The organism is Streptomyces radiopugnans (assembly GCF_900110735.1).
Classification (GTDB): Bacteria; Actinomycetota; Actinomycetes; order Streptomycetales; family Streptomycetaceae; genus Streptomyces; species Streptomyces radiopugnans.
In genome coordinates, this window is the sequence record NZ_FOET01000013.1 from 74,471 (window position 1) to 95,651 (window position 21,181).

A 21,181-nucleotide genomic window follows, 5' to 3' on the forward strand; every position below is an offset into this window, starting at 1 on the left:
AGGCGGAAGACCGGCTCGGCGGTCCCCCGCCCCCTCTCCGCTCAGTGCGTCAGAAGCACTCGTTCTTGCCCTTGGCGACATTCAGCGAAAGGCCGGAGAGCTTGAAGGTGCCGGCGCTGGTGGCCCAGGACGTCTGCTTGACGCCGGTGAGCACGGCCTCGTCGGCCTCCTGCGCGAAGGAGCCCGGAAGCACGGCGTCGCCGTCCTTAAGACCCGGGCCCTTGCTGGTGTCGTTCGCCGAGACGCCGATGTTGATGTTCTTGAACGTGGCGTCGGCGTCGAGCTGGTCGAGGTCGATGTAGAGGTTCTTCGCCTCGACGACCTTGCCGTTGTTGCCCGCGTTCAGCTTCACCGAGACATCGCCGAAGACCGGAACGGGGATCACGACGGACTGGCACAGCCCCCTGAGCTCGGCGCTCTTGAAGGCCGACACCGCGACGGGGACCTTCTTGCCCCCGTGCACGGTGTCGATCGTGCCGTACTGCACGAACCCCTTGCCGTCCAGCCGGTCAACCGAGACCTTCGCCTGCTGGCCGGAGACGCTGAACGACGCGGCGAGTGCACCCTGTGCCAGGGCGACCCCGACCGCCGCCGTGGCGGCAACGCTGGGGACCATGACGACGGCGAACCGCTTCCATCTGGTCCCGCCACGAGCCACAGACTCCATGACTTTCCTCCTTCTCGGACGTACATCTCCGGCCCGGGCCGGACCCGGACGGGATGGGAGAAGTGCTACGTCCTCGGGAAGGAGAGCGCCGTTCCCCGGATTCACCAGATTCCGAAGCGCCGGCGATCACCCCCGAGCGACAACCACTGGCCGCGCTCTCGCGCGACTTGCCGGACAGGCCCTGCCCCTGGGCAGAGACCCCCCTGTCCGCGGCCGGCGTCACCGACGCCGGCCCACCCGGTGGGGACCCATGGTCCGGTTGTGCCCGGATGTGGTGTGCCGGGCTGCGGACGATGGACCGAGCGTGGCCGATCGTGGTCCATGAGAGGCCGGGGCACAAGGGGCTCGTTACTTGCGAGTAACAGGAAGATGACCGCACCCGCGCCGAACGTGATCAAGCGGGCACCCAGGGTTGCCGGAAGAAACGATGGGCGAGCGGATCAACCGGACTTCGCGGGACCAAACACCCCAAGCGGTTTACTGCGAGTAACAGCGGCCGCGATTACCAAGTTTTGGCAAAGGCGCGGCCGCTGTTGATCGTTATGTCAACAAGTCCCGGACCACTGGAACCGGCAGGTCAGAAGAGGACACGGGCAAGGGCACCGCGTGCCGCGACCACCCTCGGATCCTCGTGTCCGACCACCTCGAAGAGCTCCAGCAGACGGACGCGTGCGGCCTCCCGGTCGTCACCCGCCGTGCGGCGGACCGTCTCCACCAGCCGCCCGAAGGCGTCCTCGACGTGCCCGCCCGCCAGGTCGAGGTCGGCCGCCCTCAGCTGAGCCCGGACGTCGGCGGGCGCATCGGCCGCCTCCTTGCGCACCTGTGCCGCGTCCAGACCCTGGATGCGCTGCAGGAGCTCGGCCTGGGCCAGTCCCAGCTTGGCCTCGGTGCTGGCCGGGTCGTCGGCGAGCACGTTCCGGTACGCCTGGATCGCACCGCCCAGGTCCCCCGCGTCCAGCGCGGAGTGGGCGGCGGCCAGCGCCGGGTCCTCCGGGACACCGGGTGCGGCCGGGGCCTGCTCGCCGCCCTCGCCGCCCTCCACGGAGATGCCGGTGATGCCGAAGCGCTGTTCGGCGACCTGGACGAGCTGGTCCAGCACCTCGCGCACCTGCTGCTCGGGTGCCGCACCCTGGAACAGCGGCAGGGCCTGGCCGGCCACCACCGCGAAGACGGCCGGGATGCCCTGCACCCCGAACTGCTGGAAGAGCATCTGGTTGCGGTCGACATCGATCTTGGCGAGGAGGAAGCGCCCTGCGTACTCGTGCGCCAGCCGCTCCAGCAGCGGCCCGAGCTGCTTGCACGGGCCGCACCACTCGGCCCAGAAGTCGATGACGACCGGGACCTCGGCGGAGCGCTGGAGCACCTCCTGCTCGAAGTCCGCCTCCTCAACGTCGATCACCAGGGACACCGGGGCCGCTCCGGCCGCGCCGGCACCACCGGCCCCGCCCTGCTGCCGTGCGGCCCGGGCACGGGCCTCCTCGGCCTTCTGCTTGGCCTCCCCGGCCGCCTTCACCGCGGCGAGGTCGACCACTCCGCTCATGGACATGTTGCGTGGCTGCATGTGACCAGTCTCCCCCGTTCCGGGACCGTTCCGTGCAGCGTGTCGCACATCGGCGCCGGGTCCCCGTCCGGCGCCAGTGGCTGCCGCGTGATCACCGCCGCCCCGGGCCCTCTCCGGGCTCCGCGGAAACGGCGCTGGAACCAGCTTTTCGATACGGCTCGTAGCGTAACTCATGGCCCCGGTTACAGTCACCCCATGGCCGATTCCGCTCGACGCACGGGCAGGCCGCGCAGCGCCGCGGCGGACCGCGCGATCCTCGACGCGACGCGCTCGGCCCTGGCCGAGCTGGGGTGGAGCGGGCTGACCATGGGGGACGTGGCCATGCGTGCGGGAGTGGCCAAAACCACCCTCTACCGCCGCTGGACGAACAAGAGCGAGATGGTCGTGGACGCCGTCGCCGTCCTCTTCGACGAGCTGGAGCTGCCCGACCGCGGCAGTCTGCGGGCGGACGTCGAGGGCGTGGTGCTCTCCTTCGCCGCGCTGCTGGAGCGGCCGGAGGCGAAGACGGCGCTGATGGCCGTCGTCGCCGAGGCCACCCGTGACGAGGCGCTGCGCGCCCGCATCCGCACCGCCATCGTGGAACGCCAGAAGCACCTGGTGGTCACGGGCCGCCGCCGCGCCCAGGCCCGCGGCGAGCTCCCGCCCGACGCGCCCGGCCCGGAGGGCACCGCCGCGGCGGACCGCGCCGCGGACCTGATCTTCGACGTGATCGCGGGCGCGGTCCTCCACCGCTCACTGGTCAGCGCGCAGAGGGTCACCCCGGCGTGGGCCCGCGCCCTGACCGCCCTGCTGCTGCACGGTCTGTCCCCCGCCGGGCCGGCCGCCGAGCCCGCCCCGGACGGCTCCGGCGGCGCCTGACGGCGGCCGCCCGCCCGGCCCCGTTCCCGGAGGAACGGGGCCGGGCGGCGGTCCGGTGCGGTGCGGTCCGGTGCGGTCCGGTGCGGTGACCGGCGCGCGGTGGCCGACGGCCGGTCGCACGCCGCGCCGCCTCAGAAGCCGGCGGGCTCGGTGTAGACGCCCCACTCCTCGCGCAGCACCCCGCAGATCTCGCCCAGCGTCGCCTCGGCGCGCACCGCGTCCAGCATGGGCTCGATCATGTTGGAACCGTCCCGGGCGGCGGCCAGCATCCCGTCCAGGGCGGCGCGCACGCGCGCGTCGTCGCGCGCGGCCTTGCGGTCGGCCAGCACGCGCACCTGCTCGCGCTCGACCTCGTGGCTGACCCGCAGGATCTCCAGGTCGCCGGTGACCGAGCCGGTGTGGCAGTTGACGCCGACGACCTTCTTCTCGCCCTTCTCCAGCGACTGCTGGTAGCGGAAGGCGGCCTCGGCGATCTCGCCGGTGAACCAGCCGTCCTCGATGCCGCGCAGGATGCCGGAGGTGATCGGGCCGATGGGATGGTTGCCGTCCGGCACCGCCCGGCGGCCGCGCTCCCTGATCTGCTCGAAGATCTTCTCGGCGTCGGCCTCGATCCGGTCGGTCAGCGCCTCGACGTACCAGGAGCCGCCCAGCGGGTCGGCCACGTTGGCCACGCCCGTCTCCTCCATCAGCACCTGCTGGGTGCGCAGCGCGATCTCCGCGGCCTGCTCGCTGGGCAGGGCGAGGGTCTCGTCCAGGGCGTTGGTGTGCAGGGAGTTGGTGCCGCCCAGCACGGCCGCCAGCGCCTCCACGGCGGTGCGCACCACGTTGTTGTACGGCTGCTGGGCGGTGAGCGAGACGCCCGCGGTCTGGGTGTGGAAGCGCAGCCACTGCGCCTTCTCGCTCTTCGCGCCGTACACGTCCCGCATCCAGCGCGCCCAGATCCGCCGGGCGGCGCGGAACTTGGCGATCTCCTCGAAGAAGTCCACGTGCGCGTCGAAGAAGAACGACAGGCCGGGCGCGAAGGCGTCCACGTCCAGGCCGCGCGAGAGGCCCAGCTCCACGTAGCCGAAGCCGTCGGCGAGGGTGTACGCCAGCTCCTGCGCGGCCGTCGAGCCGGCCTCGCGGATGTGGTAGCCGGAGACCGACAGCGGCTTGTACGCCGGGATGCCCCGGGCGCAGTACTCCATCAGGTCGCCGATCAGGCGCAGATGCGGCTCCGGCTCGAAGAGCCACTCCTTCTGCGCGATGTACTCCTTGAAGATGTCCGTCTGGAGCGTGCCGTTGAGGACGGAGGTGTCCACGCCCTGCCGCTCGGCGGCCACCAGGTACATGCAGAACACCGGCACGGCCGGGCCGCTGATCGTCATCGAGGTGGTGACGTCGCCCAGCGGGATGTCCCGGAAGAGGACCTCCATGTCGGCGGCGGAGTCGATGGCGACACCGCAGTGGCCGACCTCGCCCAGCGAGCGCGGGTCGTCGGAGTCGCGGCCCATCAGGGTCGGCATGTCGAAGGCGACCGACAACCCGCCGCCGCCGGCCGCGAGGATCATCTTGTAGCGCTCGTTGGTCTGCTCGGCGTTGCCGAAGCCCGCGAACTGGCGGATGGTCCAGGTCCGGCCGCGGTAGCCGGTGGGATACAGGCCGCGGGTGAAGGGGAACTCACCGGGCCAGCCGATCCGCTCGAACCCCTCGACGGTGTCGCCGGGCGCGGGACCGTAGACCGGCTCGACGGGGTCGCCGGAGAGCGTGGTGAAGTCGGCGTCCCGCTTGCGTGCGGCGTCGTACCGGGCCTGCCAGCGGCGGCGGCCCTCTGCGATGGCGTCAGCGTCCATACGCACAAATTTACTAGGACGTCCAAGTAATTGTCGATGGAAGACCGCCCGGTGCGGCGTGGCGCACACGGGCGGCCCAGTGGATCCCGAGGGGCGCGCGAGGGCCGGCCCCGGCGCGCGGGGCGGCGGTCAGGCCTCGGCGGGGACGGCCGCGTCGTCCTCGACCAGCGGTCCGACCTCGCGCGACACCTTCCGCTCGACGAAGAACGCGGCGGTGGGGACGGTGCCCGCGAGCAGCACCCAGGCCAGCTTGCCGAACTTCCACTTCGCCTTGGAGCCCAGGTCGAAGGCGAAGACCAGGTACAGCACGTACAGCCAGCCGTGGGCGATGCTGACGACACTGGTGAAGCCCTCGGCGCCGTCCATCTCCAGCAGGTACTTGCCGATCATGCCGATGACCAGCAGGACCAGCAGGACACCGGTGACGTAGGCCATCACCCGGTAGCGGGTGAGCACGCTCTTCTTCATGCACACGAGCGTAACCGGCGCTCCGCGGGGCCCGGCCGGGGCCCCGCGGCCGGCGGATCCCGGCGGAAAGCCGGCTCAGCTCTCCTTGAAGTCCCCCGCGGCCACGCGCAGCGGCCTGAGCAGCGCGAAGATCTCGTCGCACTCCTCGTCGTCGTACGCGCCGAGCCCGAAGTCCATCGCCATCAGGTCGCGGGTGGCCGCCTCGCACACCTCGCGCCCCCGGTCGGTGATGGAGGCGAGCGTGCCGCGGCCGTCGTTGGGGTTGGGGCGCTTGGCCACCAGGCCGGACCTCACCAGGCGGTCGACGGTGTTGGTCACGGAGGTGGGGTGGACCATCAGCCGCTCGCCGATCTTCGACATCGGCAGCTCACCCGCCTTGGAGAAGGTCAGCAGCACCAGCGCCTCGTAGCGGGCGAAGGTCAGCCCGTAGGGCTTGACGACGGCGTCGACCTCGGCGAGCAGGATCTGGTGCGCGCGCATGATCGAGGTGATCGCGGCCATCGAGGGCACGGAGCCCCATCGCTGCTTCCACAGTTCGTCGGCGCGGGCGATCGGGTCGAACGTCAGGCTGAGCGGCTTCGGCACGGTTACGACCTTACCGGCCGGTCATATCGTGGTCAGCTCCGTCTCAGCACTCGGGCCGCCCGGCGGCACGGCCGCCGCCGGGCGGATAAGGGGGCGGCGGTCAGCCCAGGTGCCGCTCGACGGTGGCGACCTTCGAGGTCAGGCCGTCGGTGACACCGGGGCGGACGTCGGCCTTGAGGACGAGCGAGACGCGCGGCGCCCGGGCCTCGACGGCGGCCACCGCCCGCCGCACGACCTCCATGCACTCGTCCCACTCGCCCTCGATCGAGGTGAACATCGCGTCGGTGCGGTTGGGCAGCCCGGACTCGCGCACCACGCGCACCGCGTCGGCGACGTACTCCCCCACGTCCTCGCCGACCCCGAGCGGGGTGACCGAGAAGGCGACGATCACGCGTCCACCGCCCCCGTGCGGGGCCGCTCGGTCTGCTTGGCCCGCTCGGCGCGGGCCCGGGCGGCGATCACGCTCGCCTCGGTCTCGCGGCGCAGCAGCCTGTCGGCGTAGAAACCGCCGCCGGGCAGCACCGAGAGCGCGAAGTAGAGCGCGGCGCGGCCCAGCGGCCACTTGGCGCGGTTCCAGGCGTCCAGCCAGAAGATCACGTAGAGCACGAAGAGGGCGCCGTGGACGGCGCCCATCACCGGTACCGCGTTGAACTCGGTCGTGCGCTTGAGCACGGAGCACACCAGCAGCAGCAGGAAGGAGACTGCCTCCGGGGTGGAGATCAGCCGGAGGCGGCGGAGCGCTGAAGCGGTCTTGAGGTCCACGGGGAGATCCTTTGTGAAGGGATGCACAAGCTATGCCATTGTGGCAGCCTCCCCCCGGAGACCCTCGTCCGGGTAGATTCGCACCGTGGCTCGGTTCCGACTCCAAGGCGGCAAGGTCCTCGCCGTCGACCTGGCAGGCGACACGGTCAGGGCCAAGAACGGCTCGATGGTCGCCTACGACGGCCAGATGGCCTTCAAGAAGCTCTCCGGCGGCGGCGAGGGCCTGCGCGGCATGGTCACCCGCCGCCTCACCGGTGAGCAGATGGAGATGATGGAGGTGAAAGGGCAGGGCACCTGCTACTTCGCCGACCGCGCGAGCGACATCAGCCTGGTGGCGCTCCAGGGGCAGAAGCTCCACGTGGAGTCCAGCAATCTGCTGTGCGCCGACGGTTCCCTGCGCACCGGCACCGCCTTCACCGGACTGCGCGGCGCCTCGCAGGGCAACGGCCTGTTCACCACCACCGTCGAGGGCACCGGCACGGCGGCGCTGATGTCGGACGGCCCTGCGGTGGTGCTGCGCGTCACACCGCAGTCGCCGCTCCAGGTGGACCCGGGGGCGTACGTGGCCCACACCGGGAATCTGCGGCAGGAGTTCCAGACGGGCGTGAACTTCCGGACCTTCATGGGCGAGGGGTCCGGCGAGTCCTTCCAGATCCGCTTCGAGGGCGAGGGGCTGGTCTACGTCCAGCCCAGCGAGCGGAACACGATCGGCGGTGACGTCTGATGCCGTTCAGGGAGATCGGCTCCAAGATGGTCGAGGCCCGGGTGGCGCCCGGGCAGCGGATGTTCAGCCAGCGCGGCGCGATGATCGCGTACAAGGGCGAGGTCTCCTTCACGCCCAACATCCAGGGCGGCCAGGGCGGCATCGGCTCGATGATCGGGCGGCGGCTGGCCGGCGAGGCGGCTCCGCTGATGACGGTCGAGGGCGACGGCACCGTGCTGTTCGGCCACGGCGGCCACCACGTCGAGGTGATCGAACTGTCCGGCGACACCCTCTACGTGGAGGCGGACCGGCTGCTCGCCTTCGACGGGACGCTGGAGCAGGGCACGATGTTCATGGGCTCCCAGGGCGGGGTCATGGGCATGGTGCGCGGCCAGGTGACCGGGCAGGGGCTGTTCACCACGACGCTCAAGGGGCACGGCTCGGTGGCCGTGATGGCCCACGGCGGGGTGCTCCGGCTCCCGATCGCCCCGGGCCGCCCGGTCCACGTCGATCCGCAGGCGTACGTCGCCCACCACGGGGACGTGCGGAACAAGCTCTCCACGGCGCTCGGCTGGCGGGACATGGTCGGGCGCGGCTCGGGCGAGGCGTTCCAGCTCGAACTGTCCGGGCAGGGCGAGGTGTTCGTACAGGCCAGCGAGGAGAAGCTGTGAACGGTCCGGTCGTCCACGACGCCCACACACTGCCGTCGAACGACAACGTCAACCCCTACGCGTTCTGCGTCGACCTGTCGGGCCGGTGGTTCCTGCAGAAGGGGAAGATGATCGCCTACTACGGGCAGATCACCTTCAACGGCATCGGCCACGGCCCCCTGGACCGGCTGGTCGCCGCCAGCTTCCACTCCCCGCTGCACGCCTCGGACTGGGTGGTCGCCGAGGGCAAGGGCAGGATGCTGCTCGCCGACCGGGCGTTCGACGTGAACTCGTACGACCTCCAGGACGGCAACCTCACCATCCGCTCGGGCAACCTGCTGGCCTTCGAACCGAGCCTGGCGCTGAAGCAGTCGATCGTCCCCGGTTTCGTGACCCTGCTGGGGACGGGGAAGTTCGTGGCGGCCTCCAACGGCGAGGTGCACTTCGTGGAGCCGCCGGTCCGGGTCGATCCGCAGGCGCTGGTCGGCTGGGCCGACTGCCCCTCGCCCTGCCACCACTACGACCACCAGTACATGCGCGGTGTGCTCGGCGGGCTGCGGGCGATGACCGGCATCGGCGGCGTCTCCGGCGAGGAGCACCAGTTCGACTTCACCGGGGCGGGCACGGTGCTGATCCAGTCGACCGAGGTGCTGATGGAGGAGCGGGACACCGGCGCCCCTGCGCCGTCGCAGCCGGGCGTCCCCGGCGCGGGCGGCGGGCACGGTGGGCACGGCGGACATGGCGGGCAGCAACTGCCGCAGCTTCCGGGACAGTTGGGCGGCATCCAGCGCCGCTTCGGACTGTGACCGGAGCGCTGCCCCGGGTGAGGGTCCCCGGCGGGAGCGCTTCCGGCCGCCGGGTAGAGTCCGGGGCATGGAGAGCGACAAGGAAACCCGCTGGCTGAGCGGAGGGGAGCAGCGCGCCTGGCGCGTCCACCTCGATGTCAACAGGCTCCTCATGCACCAACTGGAGCGGGACCTCCAGCCGTTCGGGCTGACCATGAACGACTACGAGATCCTGGTGAACCTCTCCGAGTCGGACGACCACCGGATGCGGATGAGCGACCTGGCCGCCGCCACCCTGCAGTCCAAGAGCCGTCTGTCCCACCAGATCACCCGCATGGAGAAGGCCGGGCTGGTGCGCCGGGAGAACTGCGAGTCCGACAAGCGCGGGCTGTTCGCGGTGCTGACCGAGCACGGCTGGAAGACGATGCGCGAGGTCGCGCCGCACCACGTCGCCTCCGTGCGGCGCCACTTCATCGATCTGCTCGCGCCCGAGGCGCTCGACGGACTGCACGGCTCGCTGGTCCCGGTCGCCGAACACCTGCGGTCGCTGCGCGGGCGCGGTTGAGGCACCCCGTCAAACCCCCGCGTCCCGCGGGGAGTCCGTGGGGGATGATGAGGGGGACCCGCTCGACTGCCGTGACGGACAAGACGCGACGGGTCCGCGGCTGACTGGCCCTTTCCGGGGGAGCGCTGGACCGGACGAGCGGGAGGGTCCTCTGCCACCGGACCCGCGCCAAGAGGTAACCGCCGATGAGCCAGCCACCACCGGGCCAGCCCCCGCACGACGGCTTCGGCCCTCCGCAGTATCCGGGCGGGCAGCCGCAGCAGCCCCAGCAGCCGCCTCAGCAGCCCCCGCCGCCGCAGGGCGGCCCGCCCCAGGCCCCGCCGCCGGGCTATGGCGGGCCCGCGGCGTACCCCCAGGGCGGGCAGCCGGGCTACGCCTACCCGCAGCCCGGGCAGCAGCCGCCCCAGCAGCCCTACGGGCAGCCGAACCCGTACGCCGCCTATCCGCCGCCTCCGCAGGCCGGCGGAGGATCCGGTCCCAAGGGGACGCAGGGCAGGGTGGCCCTCATCGTCGGCGGCGCCGTGGTGGCGCTCGCCCTCATCGGCGGCGGGGTCTACCTGGCGGTCGGCGGTGACGACGGCGAGCCCGCCGCCACCGCCGCGAGCCCCTCCCCCGGCGTCTCCTCCGGACCGGCCGAGGAGACGGACGAACCGGAGGAACCGACCGAGGAGCCGACCGAGGACCCGCTCGGCGACTACGACGAGCCCACCGACGAACCGGTCGACGAACCGGCCGGGGCCCCGCCCGCCCAGAACGACTTCAAGGGGCAGTGGCAGGGCGAGGGCGCCAGGACGCTGACCGTCGGCAAGGTGTTCGAGAGCGGGGAGGCCGAGGGGAAGAACTCGGTCTCCTGGATCGAGTTCGGCGGCGACGGCATATGCGTGGGCATCGGCGAGAACCAGAGCCGCGGCTACCGGATCGCGCTCAAGTGCGGCGAGGGCGATGACGAGGAGTACATCGCGGGCACCGCCAGCAAGACCTCGGACGGCGAGAGCATCAAGATCAAGTGGGACGACGGGGGCGGAACCGACACCCTCGACTGGATCGGCGACGACAACGTCTAGTGCCGCCCCGGGCGGGCCGGGGCCGCGGCGGGCAGCCGCAGGGTGAACAGGGCGCCGCCCCCGGCCGCCCGGCCGACGGTGAGGGTGCCGCCGTGCCGGGCCGCCACGTCGCGGGCGATGGCCAGCCCCAGCCCGGCGCCGCCGTCGTCCCGGCTGCGCGCGTCGTCCAGCCGTACGAACCGCTCGAAGATCCTCTCCCGCTCCTCCTCCGGCACCCCGGCGCCGTCGTCGGCGACCTCCAGCACGGCCTGCCCGTGTTCGCGGCCCACCCGCACCCGGACGCGGGAGGCCGCGTGGCGCTGGGCGTTGTCCAGGAGGTTGCCGAGCACCCGGGCGAGCCGGCCGCGCGAGCCCGACACCTCCACCGGTTCCCCGCCATCACCACCATCGCCGCCCTCGTCGTCCTCCAGGACGACGGCGATCCGGTCCCCGGTGCGCTGCGCCAGTTCCTCCCGCACCAACGCGTACAGGTCCACCCGCGCGTCACCGGGGCGCTCCCCGGCGTCCAGGCGGGCCAGCAGCAGCAGATCGGCGGCGAGGGCCTGCAGCCGTACGGTGTCGTGGACCGCGCCGTCGATGTCGAGCAGTCCGGGGTGGGCTGCGGCGACCTCCAGCTGGGTGCGCAGGGAGGCGATCGGGCTGCGCAGCTCGTGCGAGGCGTCGGCGACGAAGCGGCGCTGCCGTTCGACGGAGGCCTCCAGGGCGCTCAGGGTCTCGTTGGTGGTCCGCGCCAGACGCGCGACCTCGTCGCGGGAGGGTGGTTCGGGCACGCGCCGGGACAGGTCGGTGCCGGCCGCGACGGCCGCCATCTCCCGCCGGATGCCCTCCACCGGGCGCAGCGCGCCCCGGGTGACCAGCCAGGTGACGCCTCCGACGACGGCGAGCAGCGCGGGCAGCCCGGCGAGCATGGTGCCGGTGACGGTCGAGACGGCCTCCTCCTGCTCGGCGAGGGAGGCCCCGGCGTAGACGGTGACGGGGACGCGGTCGCGGGTGACGCCCTGCACGGCGACCAGGCGGAAGTCCTGCGTCGCCACCGCCCGGGAGCGGTCGTAGGTCACCTCGCCGTCCTCGTCGACGGGCAGGGCGGCGGTGCGGGTGACGCTGTTGCGGTCCACCGCGACGGGCTCGTCGGACGGCGTCGGGGCGGCGCCGCCCCTGTCATCGTCGTCACCGTCGTCGTCGCGGTCGTCGTCGCTGTCGTCGTCACCTCTGCCGCCGTCGTCGTCGCCGCTGTCCTCCGGAGAGGGCGTGACGGGCGTCCGCCGGGGTTCCGCGGGCCTGTTGAAGTCGGCGACGGGCCCGCGTCCGCGCAGCGGGGCGCCGGCTCCGAGCACCGTGCCGAAGGCGTCCACCACCTGCACCGGCTCGTCGTCCGCCAGCGCGTCCACTCCCGCCACCTCGTCCGCCGGCACGTCGGCGACCCCGGCGGCGACCTCGCGGGCGGTGGTCTCGGCGTGCAGCCGGGCGTTCTCGGCGAGGCCTCCGCGGAGCACCTCGACCACCGCGACACCGGCCGCCACCAGGGCGACCGCCACCACGAGCGTGGCGCCGAGCGCGGCGCGCACCCGGACGGTGAGCCGGGCCAGCGGGGAGGGCAGGGGCCTACGCACCGTTCCGCACCAGCCGGTACCCGGCGCCGCGCACAGTGGCGATCGCCGCGCTGCCCAGCTTGCGGCGCAGCGCGCTGACGTACACCTCGACGATGTTGACGTCGCCCTCGTAGGCGAAGTCCCAGACGTGTTCGAGGACCTCCGCCTTGGAGACCACCTCCCCGGCGCGCACCGCCAGGTACTCCAGGACGGCGAACTCCTTGGCGGTCAGCGCCACCTCGCGCCCGTCCAGGGTCACCCGCCGCGCGGCGGGGTCCACGGTCAGCCCGCCCACCCGCAGCACGGCCGCCCCGCCCCGGGTGCGGCGGCGCAGCAGCGCCCTCACCCGGGCGAGCAGCACCACGTAGGAGAACGGCTTGGTGAGGTAGTCGTCGGCGCCGGTGTCGAGGCCCTCGGCCTCGTCGTACTCGCCGTCCTTGGCGGTCAGCATCAGGATCGGCGTCTCGTCCCCGGCGGCGCGCAGGGCCGAGCAGACCCGGTAGCCGTTCACGCCCGGCAGCATGATGTCGAGGACGATCAGGTCGTAGGAGCCCTCGGTCGCCCGGTGCAGCCCGTCCCGGCCGTCGTGGACCACGTCGACGGCGAACCCCTCGGCCGTCAGGCCCCTGGCCAGCGACAGGGCGAGCCGCTTCTCGTCCTCCACGATCAGTACGCGCATGGGGTCAGCCTGCCAAAAGCCGCCTGAAGAGATCTTCAGGCGGCTTCAGGAAGCCCTCAGCCGCGCCCTGCGACGGTGTTCCACGTCAGATGCGGAACCCGTCTGCAGGGAGGAACACCCATGAACCGCAAGCTGGTCGTCGCCGCCGTCGCCACCGCCGCCCTCGCCGTCGGCGGTGGCACCCTCGCCTTCGCCGAGGACGACACCGATCGGAGCGCCCTGGCCGCTAGCCTGCGGGCCGGCGCCGACACCGACGACCGGGACGACAGCCGGGACGACAGGAGCGACGACGACCGGGGCGAGCGGCAGACGCTGCGCGGCGCCGGGATCACCCTCCAGGAGGCCGTCGCGGCCGCGCTGAAGGCCGTGCCGGGCACGGCGGAGTCCGCCGAGCTGGACGACGACGACAGCGACCGGCTGGTCTGGGACGTCGACGTCCTGGGCGAGGACGGCGCCTGGCACGAGGTCTCGGTGGACGCGGACAGCGCCGACGTGCTGGAGCGGGGCGCCGGCTCGGACGACGGCGACGACGCGGAGGACGACCGGGACGACGACACGGACGACCGGGACGACGACGCGGAGGACCGGGGCAAGGCCGACGCCGACGACCGGGACGACGACAAGGGCGGCGACGACCGGGACGACGACCGCCGCGAGGGCTGACGGCCGTCCCCCGCCGGGCTCACTCGCCCGTCAGCCCCGCCACCAGCTCGTCGGCCGCCGCGTACGGGTCGAGCGTCCCGCCCACGATCCGCTCGGCCAGCGCGTCCAGGCGCCGGTCGCCGCGCAGGTCGCCGATGCGCTCGCGCAGCGCGGTCACCGCGATGGTCTCCACCTCGCGGGCCGCGCGCGCCCGGTGGCGCTCGGCGAGCACCCCGCGCTCCTCCATCCAGGCCCGGTGCTTCTCCAGCGCCTCGACGACCTCGTCGACGCCCTCGCCGCGCGCGGCGACGGTCTTGACGATCGGCGGGCGCCAGTCGCCGGGCCCCCGGGCCTCGCCCAGGCCCAGCATGTGGTTGAGCTCGCGGGCGGTGGCGTCGGCGCCGTCGCGGTCGGCCTTGTTGACCACGTACACGTCGCCGATCTCCAGGATCCCGGCCTTGGCGGCCTGGATGCCGTCGCCCATGCCGGGTGCGAGGAGGACGACGGAGGTGTCGGCCTGCGAGGCGATCTCGACCTCGGACTGGCCGACGCCGACCGTCTCCACCAGGACCACGTCGCAGCCGGCCGCGTCCAGGACGCGGATGGCCTGCGGGGCGGCCCAGGCCAGGCCGCCGAGGTGGCCGCGGGTGGCCATGGAGCGGATGTAGACGCCGGGGTCGGAGGCGTGCTCGGACATCCGCACCCGGTCGCCCAGCAGCGCGCCGCCGGAGAAGGGCGAGGAGGGGTCCACCGCGAGGACGCCGACCCGCCTGCCGGCCTTGCGGTACGCGGTCACCAGCGCCGAGGTGGAGGTGGACTTGCCCACCCCCGGCGAGCCGGTCAGGCCGACGACGTACGCGTTGCCCGTCAGCGGCGCCAGCGCCGCCATGACCTCCCTGAGCTGCGGGGAGGCACCCTCCACCAGCGAGATCAGCCGGGCCACGGCCCGGGGCCTGCCCTGCCGTGCCTGCTCCACCAGTCCGGGGACGTCCACCGCCATGCGTGCTGCGCTCCTCGCGTTACTCGGCCGTCGCCGGCCCTCGTCGGCCTTCATCGGCCCTCGTCGGCCGCCGGGTGGCCACTGTGGCCGGCCGTCCGGTCCGGCCGTCATTCTTCCCGCGCCGCTCGCGCGCCGCCGTGCCGCCGGTCACACGGGCCCGCACCCGCCGGGTACGGCGTACGGGCCCGTGCGACCGCGCCGTCACTTCCTGGGCACCCGCACGATCAGGGCGTCGCCCTGGCCGCCGCCGCCGCACAGCGCCGCGGCGCCGACGCCGCCGCCGCGGCGCTTGAGCTCCAGGGCGAGGTGGAGCACGATGCGCGCGCCGGACATACCGATCGGGTGACCCAGCGCGATCGCGCCGCCGTTGACGTTCACCTTTTCGTGGTCGATGCCGAGGTCCTTCATCGACTGCACCGCGACGGCCGCGAACGCCTCGTTGATCTCGATCAGGTCGAGGTCGCCGACCTCCAGGCCGTCCTTCTTCAGGGCGTGGCGGATGGCGTTGGACGGCTGCGACTGCAGGGAGTTGTCGGGGCCCGCGACGTTGCCGTGGGCGCCGATCTCGGCGATCCACTCCAGGCCCAGCTCCTCGGCCTTGGCCCTGCTCATCACGACCACCGCGGCGGCGCCGTCGGAGATCTGCGAGGAGCTGCCGGCGGTGATGGTGCCGTCCTTGGCGAAGGCCGGGCGCAGCCTGCCCAGGGACTCGGCGGTGGTCTCGGGCCGGATGCCCTCGTCCTTGGAGAACAGGATCGGGTCGCCCTTGCGCTGCGGGATCTCCACCGGGGTGATCTCGGCGTCGAACAGGCCGTTCTTCTGCGCGGCGGCGGCCCGCTGGTGGGAGAGGGCGGCGATCTCGTCCTGCTCGGCGCGGCCGATGCCCAGGCGGGTGTTGTGCTTCTCCGTGGACTCGCCCATGGCGACGTTCTCGAAGGAGTCGGTCAGGCCGTCGTGGGCCATGGCGTCCAGCATCTGCACCGCGCCGTACTTGAAGCCCTCGCGGGACTTCGGCAGCAGGTGGGGGGCGTTGGTCATGGACTCCTGGCCGCCGGCGACGACCACGTCGAACTCGCCGGCGCGGATGAGCTGGTCGGCCAGCGCGATGGCGTCCAGGCCCGACAGGCAGACCTTGTTGATCGTCAGCGCGGGGACGTTCATGGGGATGCCGGCCTTGACGGCGGCCTGGCGCGCCGGGATCTGCCCGGCGCCGGCCTGGAGCACCTGGCCCATGATCACGTACTCGACCTGGTCCCCGCCGATGCCCGCGCGGTCCAGGGCCGCCTTGATGGCGAAGCCGCCCAGGTCGGCGCCGGAGAAGGTCTTCAGGGAGCCCAGCAGGCGGCCCATGGGCGTACGGGCGCCCGCGACGATCACGGAGGTGGCGGCGGACGCCGAACGGGTCTCGGGGTTCGTCTTTTCGGTCACGGTGCGGCCCCTTCGGAGCAGGGAGTTAACGAGGGTTATCGCCAATGTACTGAGCGGTACCGTCCCGGGTCACCGGTCGGTCGGTGTGACCGTGCGCACGTTGCGTAACCACACTCCGAGACGGTGCACTGTCTTCCATGCTGACGCGCATCGACCACATCGGTATCGCCTGTTTCGACCTGGACAAGACGGTGGACTTCTACCGTGCCACCTACGGCTTCGAGGTGTTCCACACCGAGGTGAACGAGGAGCAGGGGGTGCGCGAGGCCATGCTGCGGATCAACGGCACGGACGACGGCGGCGCCTCCTACCTCCAGCTCCTGGAACCGACCCGCGACGACTCCACGGTGGCCAAGTGGCTGGCGAAGAACGGCGAGGGCGTGCACCACATCGCCTTCGGCACCGCGGACGTCGACGGCGAGGCCGAGGCGATCCGGAACAAGGGCGTCCGGGTGCTGTACGACGAGCCGCGCACCGGCTCGATGGGCTCGCGGATCACCTTCCTCCACCCCAAGGACTGCCACGGCGTACTCACCGAACTGGTCACCTCCGCTTCCTCACACCACTGACGCCCGCTCCCCCGGCCGGTAGAGTGGCCGTTCGGCCGGGGCTGCGGGCCGGCAGGGGCCCGTCCCATGTTCCGCCGATGATCTGACACCATTTCTCCGAAGGGTCAGTTCACCTTCACCACGACCAGGGGACGGATGGGACCGCGCAGTGCGGGGCTACGACCGCTACGAGGCTGACGACCACCTCTCTCAGCTCGAAGCCGAGATGAAGCGGCTGAAGGACGAGCGGGAAAAGGCGATCGACCACGCCGACGACCTCGGCTACCAGGTCGAAGTGCTGCGCGCCAAGCTGCACGAGGCGCGCCGCGCTCTCGCCGCGCGCCCGGCCGGCTACGACAACCTGTCGCACCAGGCCGAGCAGCTGCTGCGCAACGCCCAGGCGCAGGCCGAGCAGTTGCGCGCGGACGCCGAGCGCGAGCTGCGCGAGGCCCGGGCCCAGACCCAGCGGCTCCTGCAGGAGCACGCCGAGCGGCAGGCCCGTATGGAGGCCGAGCTGCACGCCGAGGCGGTCGCCCGCCGCCAGCGGCTGGACGAGGAGCTGGCCGAGCGCCGCGCGACCGTCGAGTCCCACGTCAACGAGAACGTCGCCTGGGCCGAGCAGTTGCGCGCCCGCAGCGAGTCGCAGGCCCGGCGGCTGATGGACGAGGCCCGCGCCGAGGCCGAGCAGACCCTGGCCGCGGCCCGCGCCGAGGTGCAGCGGCTGACCGAGCAGTCCCGGCAGCGCCTGAACTCCGAGGCGGAGGCCGCCAAGGCCGAGGCCGAGCAGGTGCTGCGCCGGGCCCGCGCGGACGCCGAGCGGCTGCTGAACGCCGCCTCCACCCAGGCGCAGGAGGCCACCGAGCACGCCGAGCGGCTGCGCACCTCCACCGCCGCCGAGTCCGAGGCCGCCCGCCGCGAGGCCACCGCGCTGGCGCGCCAGGCCGAGCAGCGGATGCAGGAGGCCGAGACGGCGCTGCGCGAGGCCCGCGCGGAGGCCGACCGCGTCCTGGCCGAGGCGCGCGAGGCCGCCGCCAGGCGGCTGGCCGACGCCGAGTCTGAGAACGAGCAGCGCGGGCGTACCGCCAAGGCCGAGATCGCGCGCATGGTCGCCGAGGCCACCAAGGACGCCGAGGCCGCCAAGGCCGAGGCCGAGCAGGTGCGGGCCGACGCCCGCGCCGAGGCCGAGCGGCTGATCGCCGAGGCCCGCGAGAGCGCCCGCGCCAAGTCGGCCGAGGAGTCGGCCGCCCAGCTCGCCGAGGCCGCGCGTACGGCCGAGGAGGTGCTCACCAAGGCGTCCGAGGAGGCCAAGGCCACCACCCGGGCCGCCACCGAGGAGGCCGAGCGGCTGCGCACCGAGGCCGAGGCGGAGGCCGACCGGCTGCGGGCCGAGGCGCACGATCTGGCCGAGCAGCTCAAGGGCGCGGCCAAGGACGACACCAAGGAGTACCGCGCCAAGACCGTCGAGCTCCAGGAGGAGGCTCGGCGGCTGCGCGGCGAGGCCGAGCAGCTGCGCGCCGACGCGGTCGAGGAGGGCGAGCGGATCCGCGGCGAGGCCCGCCGCGAGGCCGTCCAGCAGATCGAGGAGGCCGCCAGCCGCGCCGAGGAGCTGCTCAGCCAGGCCAAGGCGGACGCCGAGGAGACCCGCGGCGCCGCGGTGGCCGAGGGCGAGCGGGTGCGCACCGAGGCGATCGAGCGGGCCACCGTCCTGCGCCGCCAGGCCGAAGAGGCACTGGAGCGGGCCCGTGCCGAGGCCGAGGAGCTGCGGACCGCGGCCGAGGAGCAGGCCGAGCGGACCCGCGAGGAGGCCGAGCAGGCCGGCCGCCGGCTGCGCGAGGAGGCCGAGCAGGCCGTCACCGCCCGCCGCGCCGAGGCCGACGCGGAGCTGGAGCGGCTGCGCGAGGAGGCCGAGCAGCGGCTGACCGCCGCCGAGGAGGAGCTGCGCGGGGCCCGTGAGGAGGCCGAGCGGCTGCGCGAGGAGACCCGCGCCGAGACCGAGCGGCTGCGCGCGGAGTCGGCGGAGCGGCTGCGCGGTCTGCGGGAGCAGGCCGAGGAGGAGGCCGAGCGGCTGCGCACCGAGGCCGTCTCCGACGCCGCGCAGGCCCGCGCCGAGGGCGAGGCCCTGGCGGTGCGGCTGCGCACCGAGGCGGCGACCGAGGCCGAGCGGCTGCGCACCGAGGCGCAGGAGACGGCCGACCGGGTGCGGGCGGAGGCGAACGCCGCCGCCGAGCGCATGGGCGCCGAGGCGGCCGAGGCGCTGGCCGCCGCCCAGGAGGAGGCCTCCAGGCGCCGCCGCGAGGCCGAGGAACTGCTCACCGGCGCCCGCCAGGAGGCGGACCGGGAGCGGGCCCAGGCCCGTGAGCAGAGCGAGGAGTTGCTCGCCTCGGCCCGCAAGCGGGTCGAGGAGGCGCAGGCCGAGGCCGAGCGGCTGGTGGCCGAGGCCGAGCGGCGGGCCGCCGAACTGGTCTCCGCCGCCGAGCAGAAGGCCCAGCAGGTACGCGACTCGGTCGCGGGCATGCACCAGCAGGCCGAGGAGGAGATCGCCGGTCTGCGTTCCGCGGCCGAGCACGCCGCGGCGACCCTGCGCCGGGAGGCGAAGGAGGAGACGGACGCCGCCAAGTCGCTGGCGGAGCGCACCGTTTCGGAGGCGATCGCCGAGGCGGACCGGGTCCGGGCCACGGCGGACGAGGAGGCCGAGCGCACGCGCGCCGAGGCCGACCGCGTACGGGACGAGGCCCGTGAGGCGGCGGCGCGCCGGCTGGGCGACGCGGCCGAGCAGGCCGACCGGCTGGTCGCCGAGGCCCGCGAGGAGGCCGTACGCATCGCGGCGGCCGCCGAGGAGCAGGCGGACACCATGGTGGGCGCCGCCCGCAAGGAGGCCGGGCGGCTGGTGGCCGAGGCGCGGGCGGAGAGCACCTCGCTGGTGGAGAAGTCCCGCAGCGACTCCGACACCATGCTGGAGGAGGCCCGCCGCGACGCGAGCGCCATCCGGGAGCGGGCCGAGGAGCTGCGCTCGCGCACCGAGGCCGAGGTCGAGGAACTGCACGAGCGGGCGCGCCGGGAGGCCGCCGAGGCGGTACGGTCCGCCGGCGAGCGTGTGGACAAGCTGGTGAAGGCGGCCGACGAGCAGCTGGCCGAGGCGAAGGAGAAGGCCCGTCAGACCCGCGCGGAGGCCGACTCCGAGGCGAGCAGGGTCCGTATCGCCGCGGTGCGCAAGGCCGAGGGGCTGCTCAAGGAGGCCGAGCAGAAGAAGGCCGCGATCGTCCGGGAGGCCGAGAAGGTGCTCGCCGAGGCGGAGGCCGAGGCGAAGCGGACCCTGGAGAAGGGCAAGCGCGAGCTGGACGTGCTGACCCGCCGCCGCGAGGACATCAACGCCGAGATCTCGCGCGTCCAGGACGTGCTGGAGGCGCTGGAGTCCTTCGAGTCACCCGGCAGGGGCAAGTCCGACAAGGACGGCAAGGGGGGAAAGGGCTCTGACGGAGGATCGAACGGAGCGGTCAAGGCCGGTGTGGGAGCGGGAGCGGCGCATGGCGGCGGCAAACAGGGCAAGAACTGAGCCACTCGAACGGGCGTACATTGTGCATATCAAACCGGCATCTTCTCGAAGACACGCCGTTTTCCCCCCTAGGATTCCCTCTATCACTCTCCCGTCCGACCCCGTCTGACCGACAGGAACCCCATGAGCGACAACACCTCTCCCTTCGGCTTCGAGCTCGTGCGGCGCGGCTACGACCGCGGTCAGGTGGACGACCGCATCGCGAAGCTCGTCGCCGACCGTGACAACGCGCTGGCCCGTATCGCCTCGCTGGAGAAGCGCATCGAGGAGCTGCACCTCGAGACGCAGAACGCACAGGCGCAGATCAACGACTCCGAGCCGTCGTACGCCGGACTGGGCGCCCGTGTCGAGAAGATCCTCCGTCTCGCCGAGGAGGAGGCCAAGGACCTGCGCGAGGAGGCCCGCCGGGCCGCCGAGCAGCACCGGGAGCTGGCCGAGTCCGCCGCGCAGCAGGTGCGCAACGACGCCGAGGCGTACGCCGCCGACCGCAAGGCCAAGGCGGAGGACGAGGGAGCCCGGATCGTCGAGAAGGCCAAGGGCGAGGCCGCCACGCTGCGCGCGGACGCGCAGAAGGACGCCCAGGCCAAGCGCGAGGAGGCCGACGCCCTCTTCGAGGACACCCGGGCCAAGGCCGCGCAGGCCGCCGCCGACTTCGAGACCAACCTGGCCAAGCGCCGCGAGCAGTCCGAGCGCGACCTGGCGTCCCGTCAGGCCAAGGCCGAGAAGCGCCTGGCGGAGATCGAGCACCGCGCCGAGCAGCTCCGCCTGGAGGCCGAGAAGCTGCGCACCGACGCCGAGCGCCGCGCCCGCCAGACGGTGGAGACCGCCCAGCGCCAGGCCGAGGACATCGTGGCCGACGCCAACGCCAAGGCCGACCGCATCCGCAGCGAGTCCGAGCGCGAGCTGGCGGCGCTCACCAACCGCCGCGACAGCATCAACGCCCAGCTCACCAACGTCCGCGAGATGCTGGCCACGCTCACCGGCGCGGCCGTCGCCGCGACCGGGCAGCCGAGCACCGACAGCGGCGAGGAGTCGCTGGGCGTCCCCGCCCAGCAGTCGCGCTGAGGCACGCCGACTGCGCCGACCGGGTCGGCCGCACCGGCAGACGGTGGGACACCGCGCCCCGTACCGCCCTTCGGCGGTGCGGGGCGCCGCCGTCTCCGCCCGCCTTTCGCGGAGGGCGCCGCGCCCCGGGAGCGGACGGGAACCGAACTCCCCCCGGTAGCCTCCTAGTCCAGACGG

21 protein-coding genes are annotated in these 21,181 nt (G+C 73.2%); 10 read left to right on the forward strand and 11 right to left on the reverse strand.

The window, feature by feature from the left end; genetic code table 11:
- Nucleotides 1–49: 49 nt before the first annotated feature.
- On the reverse strand, nucleotides 50–667 hold the full coding sequence (locus tag BMY40_RS20805) for a DUF6230 family protein (RefSeq protein ID WP_093661867.1): 618 nt from the start codon (nucleotides 665–667) through the stop codon (nucleotides 50–52).
- A 577-nt stretch (nucleotides 668–1,244) separates the two neighbouring features.
- Complete coding sequence (locus BMY40_RS20815; RefSeq protein ID WP_093661869.1) at nucleotides 1,245–2,228, reverse strand: tetratricopeptide repeat protein; 984 nt, start codon at nucleotides 2,226–2,228, stop codon at nucleotides 1,245–1,247.
- Between the two features lie 195 nt (nucleotides 2,229–2,423).
- Between BMY40_RS20815 and BMY40_RS20820 the strand changes: the two genes are divergently transcribed.
- Nucleotides 2,424–3,086, forward strand: coding sequence for a TetR/AcrR family transcriptional regulator (locus BMY40_RS20820; RefSeq protein ID WP_093661871.1), 663 nt, complete (start codon nucleotides 2,424–2,426; stop codon nucleotides 3,084–3,086).
- Between the two features lie 131 nt (nucleotides 3,087–3,217).
- Here BMY40_RS20820 and icmA read toward each other — a convergent pair whose 3' ends face one another.
- From icmA to BMY40_RS20845, 5 genes are all read right to left on the reverse strand, one after another.
- On the reverse strand, nucleotides 3,218–4,918 hold the full coding sequence (icmA, locus tag BMY40_RS20825; RefSeq protein WP_093661873.1) for a coenzyme B12-dependent isobutyryl-CoA mutase large subunit: 1,701 nt from the start codon (nucleotides 4,916–4,918) through the stop codon (nucleotides 3,218–3,220).
- A gap of 129 nt (nucleotides 4,919–5,047) precedes the next feature.
- Entirely contained in the window at nucleotides 5,048–5,386 is a 339-nt protein-coding gene (locus tag BMY40_RS20830) for a DUF3817 domain-containing protein (protein ID WP_093661875.1), read from the reverse strand.
- 75 nt (nucleotides 5,387–5,461) lie between these two features.
- Nucleotides 5,462–5,971, reverse strand: a complete 510-nt coding sequence (locus BMY40_RS20835) for a MarR family winged helix-turn-helix transcriptional regulator (RefSeq protein WP_093661877.1) — start codon at nucleotides 5,969–5,971, stop codon at nucleotides 5,462–5,464.
- A 100-nt stretch (nucleotides 5,972–6,071) separates the two neighbouring features.
- Complete coding sequence (locus tag BMY40_RS20840) at nucleotides 6,072–6,362, reverse strand: MTH1187 family thiamine-binding protein (RefSeq protein WP_093661879.1); 291 nt, start codon at nucleotides 6,360–6,362, stop codon at nucleotides 6,072–6,074.
- Nucleotides 6,359–6,733: a DUF3817 domain-containing protein gene (locus tag BMY40_RS20845; RefSeq protein ID WP_093661881.1), complete on the reverse strand. Its 375-nt coding sequence runs from the start codon at nucleotides 6,731–6,733 to the stop codon at nucleotides 6,359–6,361. Before BMY40_RS20845 ends, BMY40_RS20840 begins: the two co-directional genes overlap by 4 nt.
- A gap of 85 nt (nucleotides 6,734–6,818) precedes the next feature.
- On the opposite strand from BMY40_RS20845, the gene BMY40_RS20850 reads away from it, so the two are divergent.
- The 5 genes from BMY40_RS20850 (at nucleotide 6,819) to BMY40_RS20870 (ending at nucleotide 10,500) form a co-directional block, all read left to right on the forward strand.
- Complete coding sequence (locus tag BMY40_RS20850) at nucleotides 6,819–7,457, forward strand: AIM24 family protein (protein ID WP_093661883.1); 639 nt, start codon at nucleotides 6,819–6,821, stop codon at nucleotides 7,455–7,457.
- The gene (locus tag BMY40_RS20855) at nucleotides 7,457–8,107 is read left to right on the forward strand and encodes an AIM24 family protein (protein WP_093661885.1); all 651 of its coding nucleotides are present in this window, start codon (nucleotides 7,457–7,459) and stop codon (nucleotides 8,105–8,107) included. Before BMY40_RS20850 ends, BMY40_RS20855 begins: the two co-directional genes overlap by 1 nt.
- Nucleotides 8,104–8,892, forward strand: a complete 789-nt coding sequence (locus tag BMY40_RS20860) for an AIM24 family protein (RefSeq protein ID WP_093661887.1) — start codon at nucleotides 8,104–8,106, stop codon at nucleotides 8,890–8,892. The genes BMY40_RS20855 and BMY40_RS20860 overlap by 4 nt, the downstream gene beginning before the upstream one ends.
- Before the next feature lie 67 nt (nucleotides 8,893–8,959).
- Nucleotides 8,960–9,436: a MarR family winged helix-turn-helix transcriptional regulator gene (locus BMY40_RS20865; protein WP_093661889.1), complete on the forward strand. Its 477-nt coding sequence runs from the start codon at nucleotides 8,960–8,962 to the stop codon at nucleotides 9,434–9,436.
- A gap of 185 nt (nucleotides 9,437–9,621) precedes the next feature.
- Complete coding sequence (locus BMY40_RS20870) at nucleotides 9,622–10,500, forward strand: flagellar basal body-associated FliL family protein (protein ID WP_093661891.1); 879 nt, start codon at nucleotides 9,622–9,624, stop codon at nucleotides 10,498–10,500.
- On the opposite strand, the gene BMY40_RS20875 is transcribed toward BMY40_RS20870, so the two are convergent.
- Nucleotides 10,497–12,023, reverse strand: a complete 1,527-nt coding sequence (locus BMY40_RS20875; protein WP_425443148.1) for a sensor histidine kinase — start codon at nucleotides 12,021–12,023, stop codon at nucleotides 10,497–10,499. The two genes, BMY40_RS20870 and BMY40_RS20875, sit on opposite strands and share 4 nt — an antisense overlap.
- 79 nt (nucleotides 12,024–12,102) lie before the next feature.
- The gene (locus BMY40_RS20880) at nucleotides 12,103–12,768 is read right to left on the reverse strand and encodes a response regulator transcription factor (RefSeq protein WP_093661893.1); all 666 of its coding nucleotides are present in this window, start codon (nucleotides 12,766–12,768) and stop codon (nucleotides 12,103–12,105) included.
- A 120-nt stretch (nucleotides 12,769–12,888) separates the two neighbouring features.
- On the opposite strand from BMY40_RS20880, the gene BMY40_RS20885 reads away from it, so the two are divergent.
- Complete coding sequence (locus tag BMY40_RS20885; protein ID WP_093661895.1) at nucleotides 12,889–13,431, forward strand: PepSY domain-containing protein; 543 nt, start codon at nucleotides 12,889–12,891, stop codon at nucleotides 13,429–13,431.
- A gap of 19 nt (nucleotides 13,432–13,450) precedes the next feature.
- Here the strand turns inward: BMY40_RS20885 and meaB are convergent, their stop codons facing one another.
- Together meaB and BMY40_RS20895 are read right to left on the reverse strand one after the other, a co-directional pair.
- Complete coding sequence (gene meaB / locus BMY40_RS20890) at nucleotides 13,451–14,410, reverse strand: methylmalonyl Co-A mutase-associated GTPase MeaB (RefSeq protein ID WP_093661897.1); 960 nt, start codon at nucleotides 14,408–14,410, stop codon at nucleotides 13,451–13,453.
- Nucleotides 14,411–14,611: 201 nt separating this feature from the next.
- Nucleotides 14,612–15,838, reverse strand: coding sequence for an acetyl-CoA C-acetyltransferase (locus tag BMY40_RS20895; protein ID WP_093661899.1), 1,227 nt, complete (start codon nucleotides 15,836–15,838; stop codon nucleotides 14,612–14,614).
- Nucleotides 15,839–15,975: 137 nt separating this feature from the next.
- Between BMY40_RS20895 and mce the strand changes: the two genes are divergently transcribed.
- The 3 genes from mce (at nucleotide 15,976) to BMY40_RS20910 (ending at nucleotide 21,004) form a co-directional block, all read left to right on the forward strand.
- Complete coding sequence (gene mce, locus BMY40_RS20900) at nucleotides 15,976–16,407, forward strand: methylmalonyl-CoA epimerase (protein ID WP_093661901.1); 432 nt, start codon at nucleotides 15,976–15,978, stop codon at nucleotides 16,405–16,407.
- A 148-nt stretch (nucleotides 16,408–16,555) separates the two neighbouring features.
- Nucleotides 16,556–19,939, forward strand: a complete 3,384-nt coding sequence (scy, locus tag BMY40_RS20905; RefSeq protein ID WP_093661903.1) for a polarized growth protein Scy — start codon at nucleotides 16,556–16,558, stop codon at nucleotides 19,937–19,939.
- Between the two features lie 123 nt (nucleotides 19,940–20,062).
- On the forward strand, nucleotides 20,063–21,004 hold the full coding sequence (locus tag BMY40_RS20910; protein ID WP_093661905.1) for a coiled-coil domain-containing protein: 942 nt from the start codon (nucleotides 20,063–20,065) through the stop codon (nucleotides 21,002–21,004).
- Nucleotides 21,005–21,181: the final 177 nt, after the last annotated feature.

Coding starts and splice junctions, on each gene's coding strand:
- BMY40_RS20805 (WP_093661867.1), bottom strand. CDS start 667: ATGGAGTCTGTGGCTCGTGGCGGGACCAGATGGAAGCGGTTCGCCGTC.
- BMY40_RS20815 (WP_093661869.1), bottom strand. CDS start 2,228: ATGCAGCCACGCAACATGTCCATGAGCGGAGTGGTCGACCTCGCCGCG.
- BMY40_RS20820 (WP_093661871.1), top strand. CDS start 2,424: ATGGCCGATTCCGCTCGACGCACGGGCAGGCCGCGCAGCGCCGCGGCG.
- icmA (WP_093661873.1), bottom strand. CDS start 4,918: ATGGACGCTGACGCCATCGCAGAGGGCCGCCGCCGCTGGCAGGCCCGG.
- BMY40_RS20830 (WP_093661875.1), bottom strand. CDS start 5,386: ATGAAGAAGAGCGTGCTCACCCGCTACCGGGTGATGGCCTACGTCACC.
- BMY40_RS20855 (WP_093661885.1), top strand. CDS start 7,457: ATGCCGTTCAGGGAGATCGGCTCCAAGATGGTCGAGGCCCGGGTGGCG.
- BMY40_RS20865 (WP_093661889.1), top strand. CDS start 8,960: ATGGAGAGCGACAAGGAAACCCGCTGGCTGAGCGGAGGGGAGCAGCGC.
- BMY40_RS20870 (WP_093661891.1), top strand. CDS start 9,622: ATGAGCCAGCCACCACCGGGCCAGCCCCCGCACGACGGCTTCGGCCCT.
- BMY40_RS20880 (WP_093661893.1), bottom strand. CDS start 12,768: ATGCGCGTACTGATCGTGGAGGACGAGAAGCGGCTCGCCCTGTCGCTG.
- BMY40_RS20885 (WP_093661895.1), top strand. CDS start 12,889: ATGAACCGCAAGCTGGTCGTCGCCGCCGTCGCCACCGCCGCCCTCGCC.
- meaB (WP_093661897.1), bottom strand. CDS start 14,410: ATGGCGGTGGACGTCCCCGGACTGGTGGAGCAGGCACGGCAGGGCAGG.
- mce (WP_093661901.1), top strand. CDS start 15,976: ATGCTGACGCGCATCGACCACATCGGTATCGCCTGTTTCGACCTGGAC.
- BMY40_RS20910 (WP_093661905.1), top strand. CDS start 20,063: ATGAGCGACAACACCTCTCCCTTCGGCTTCGAGCTCGTGCGGCGCGGC.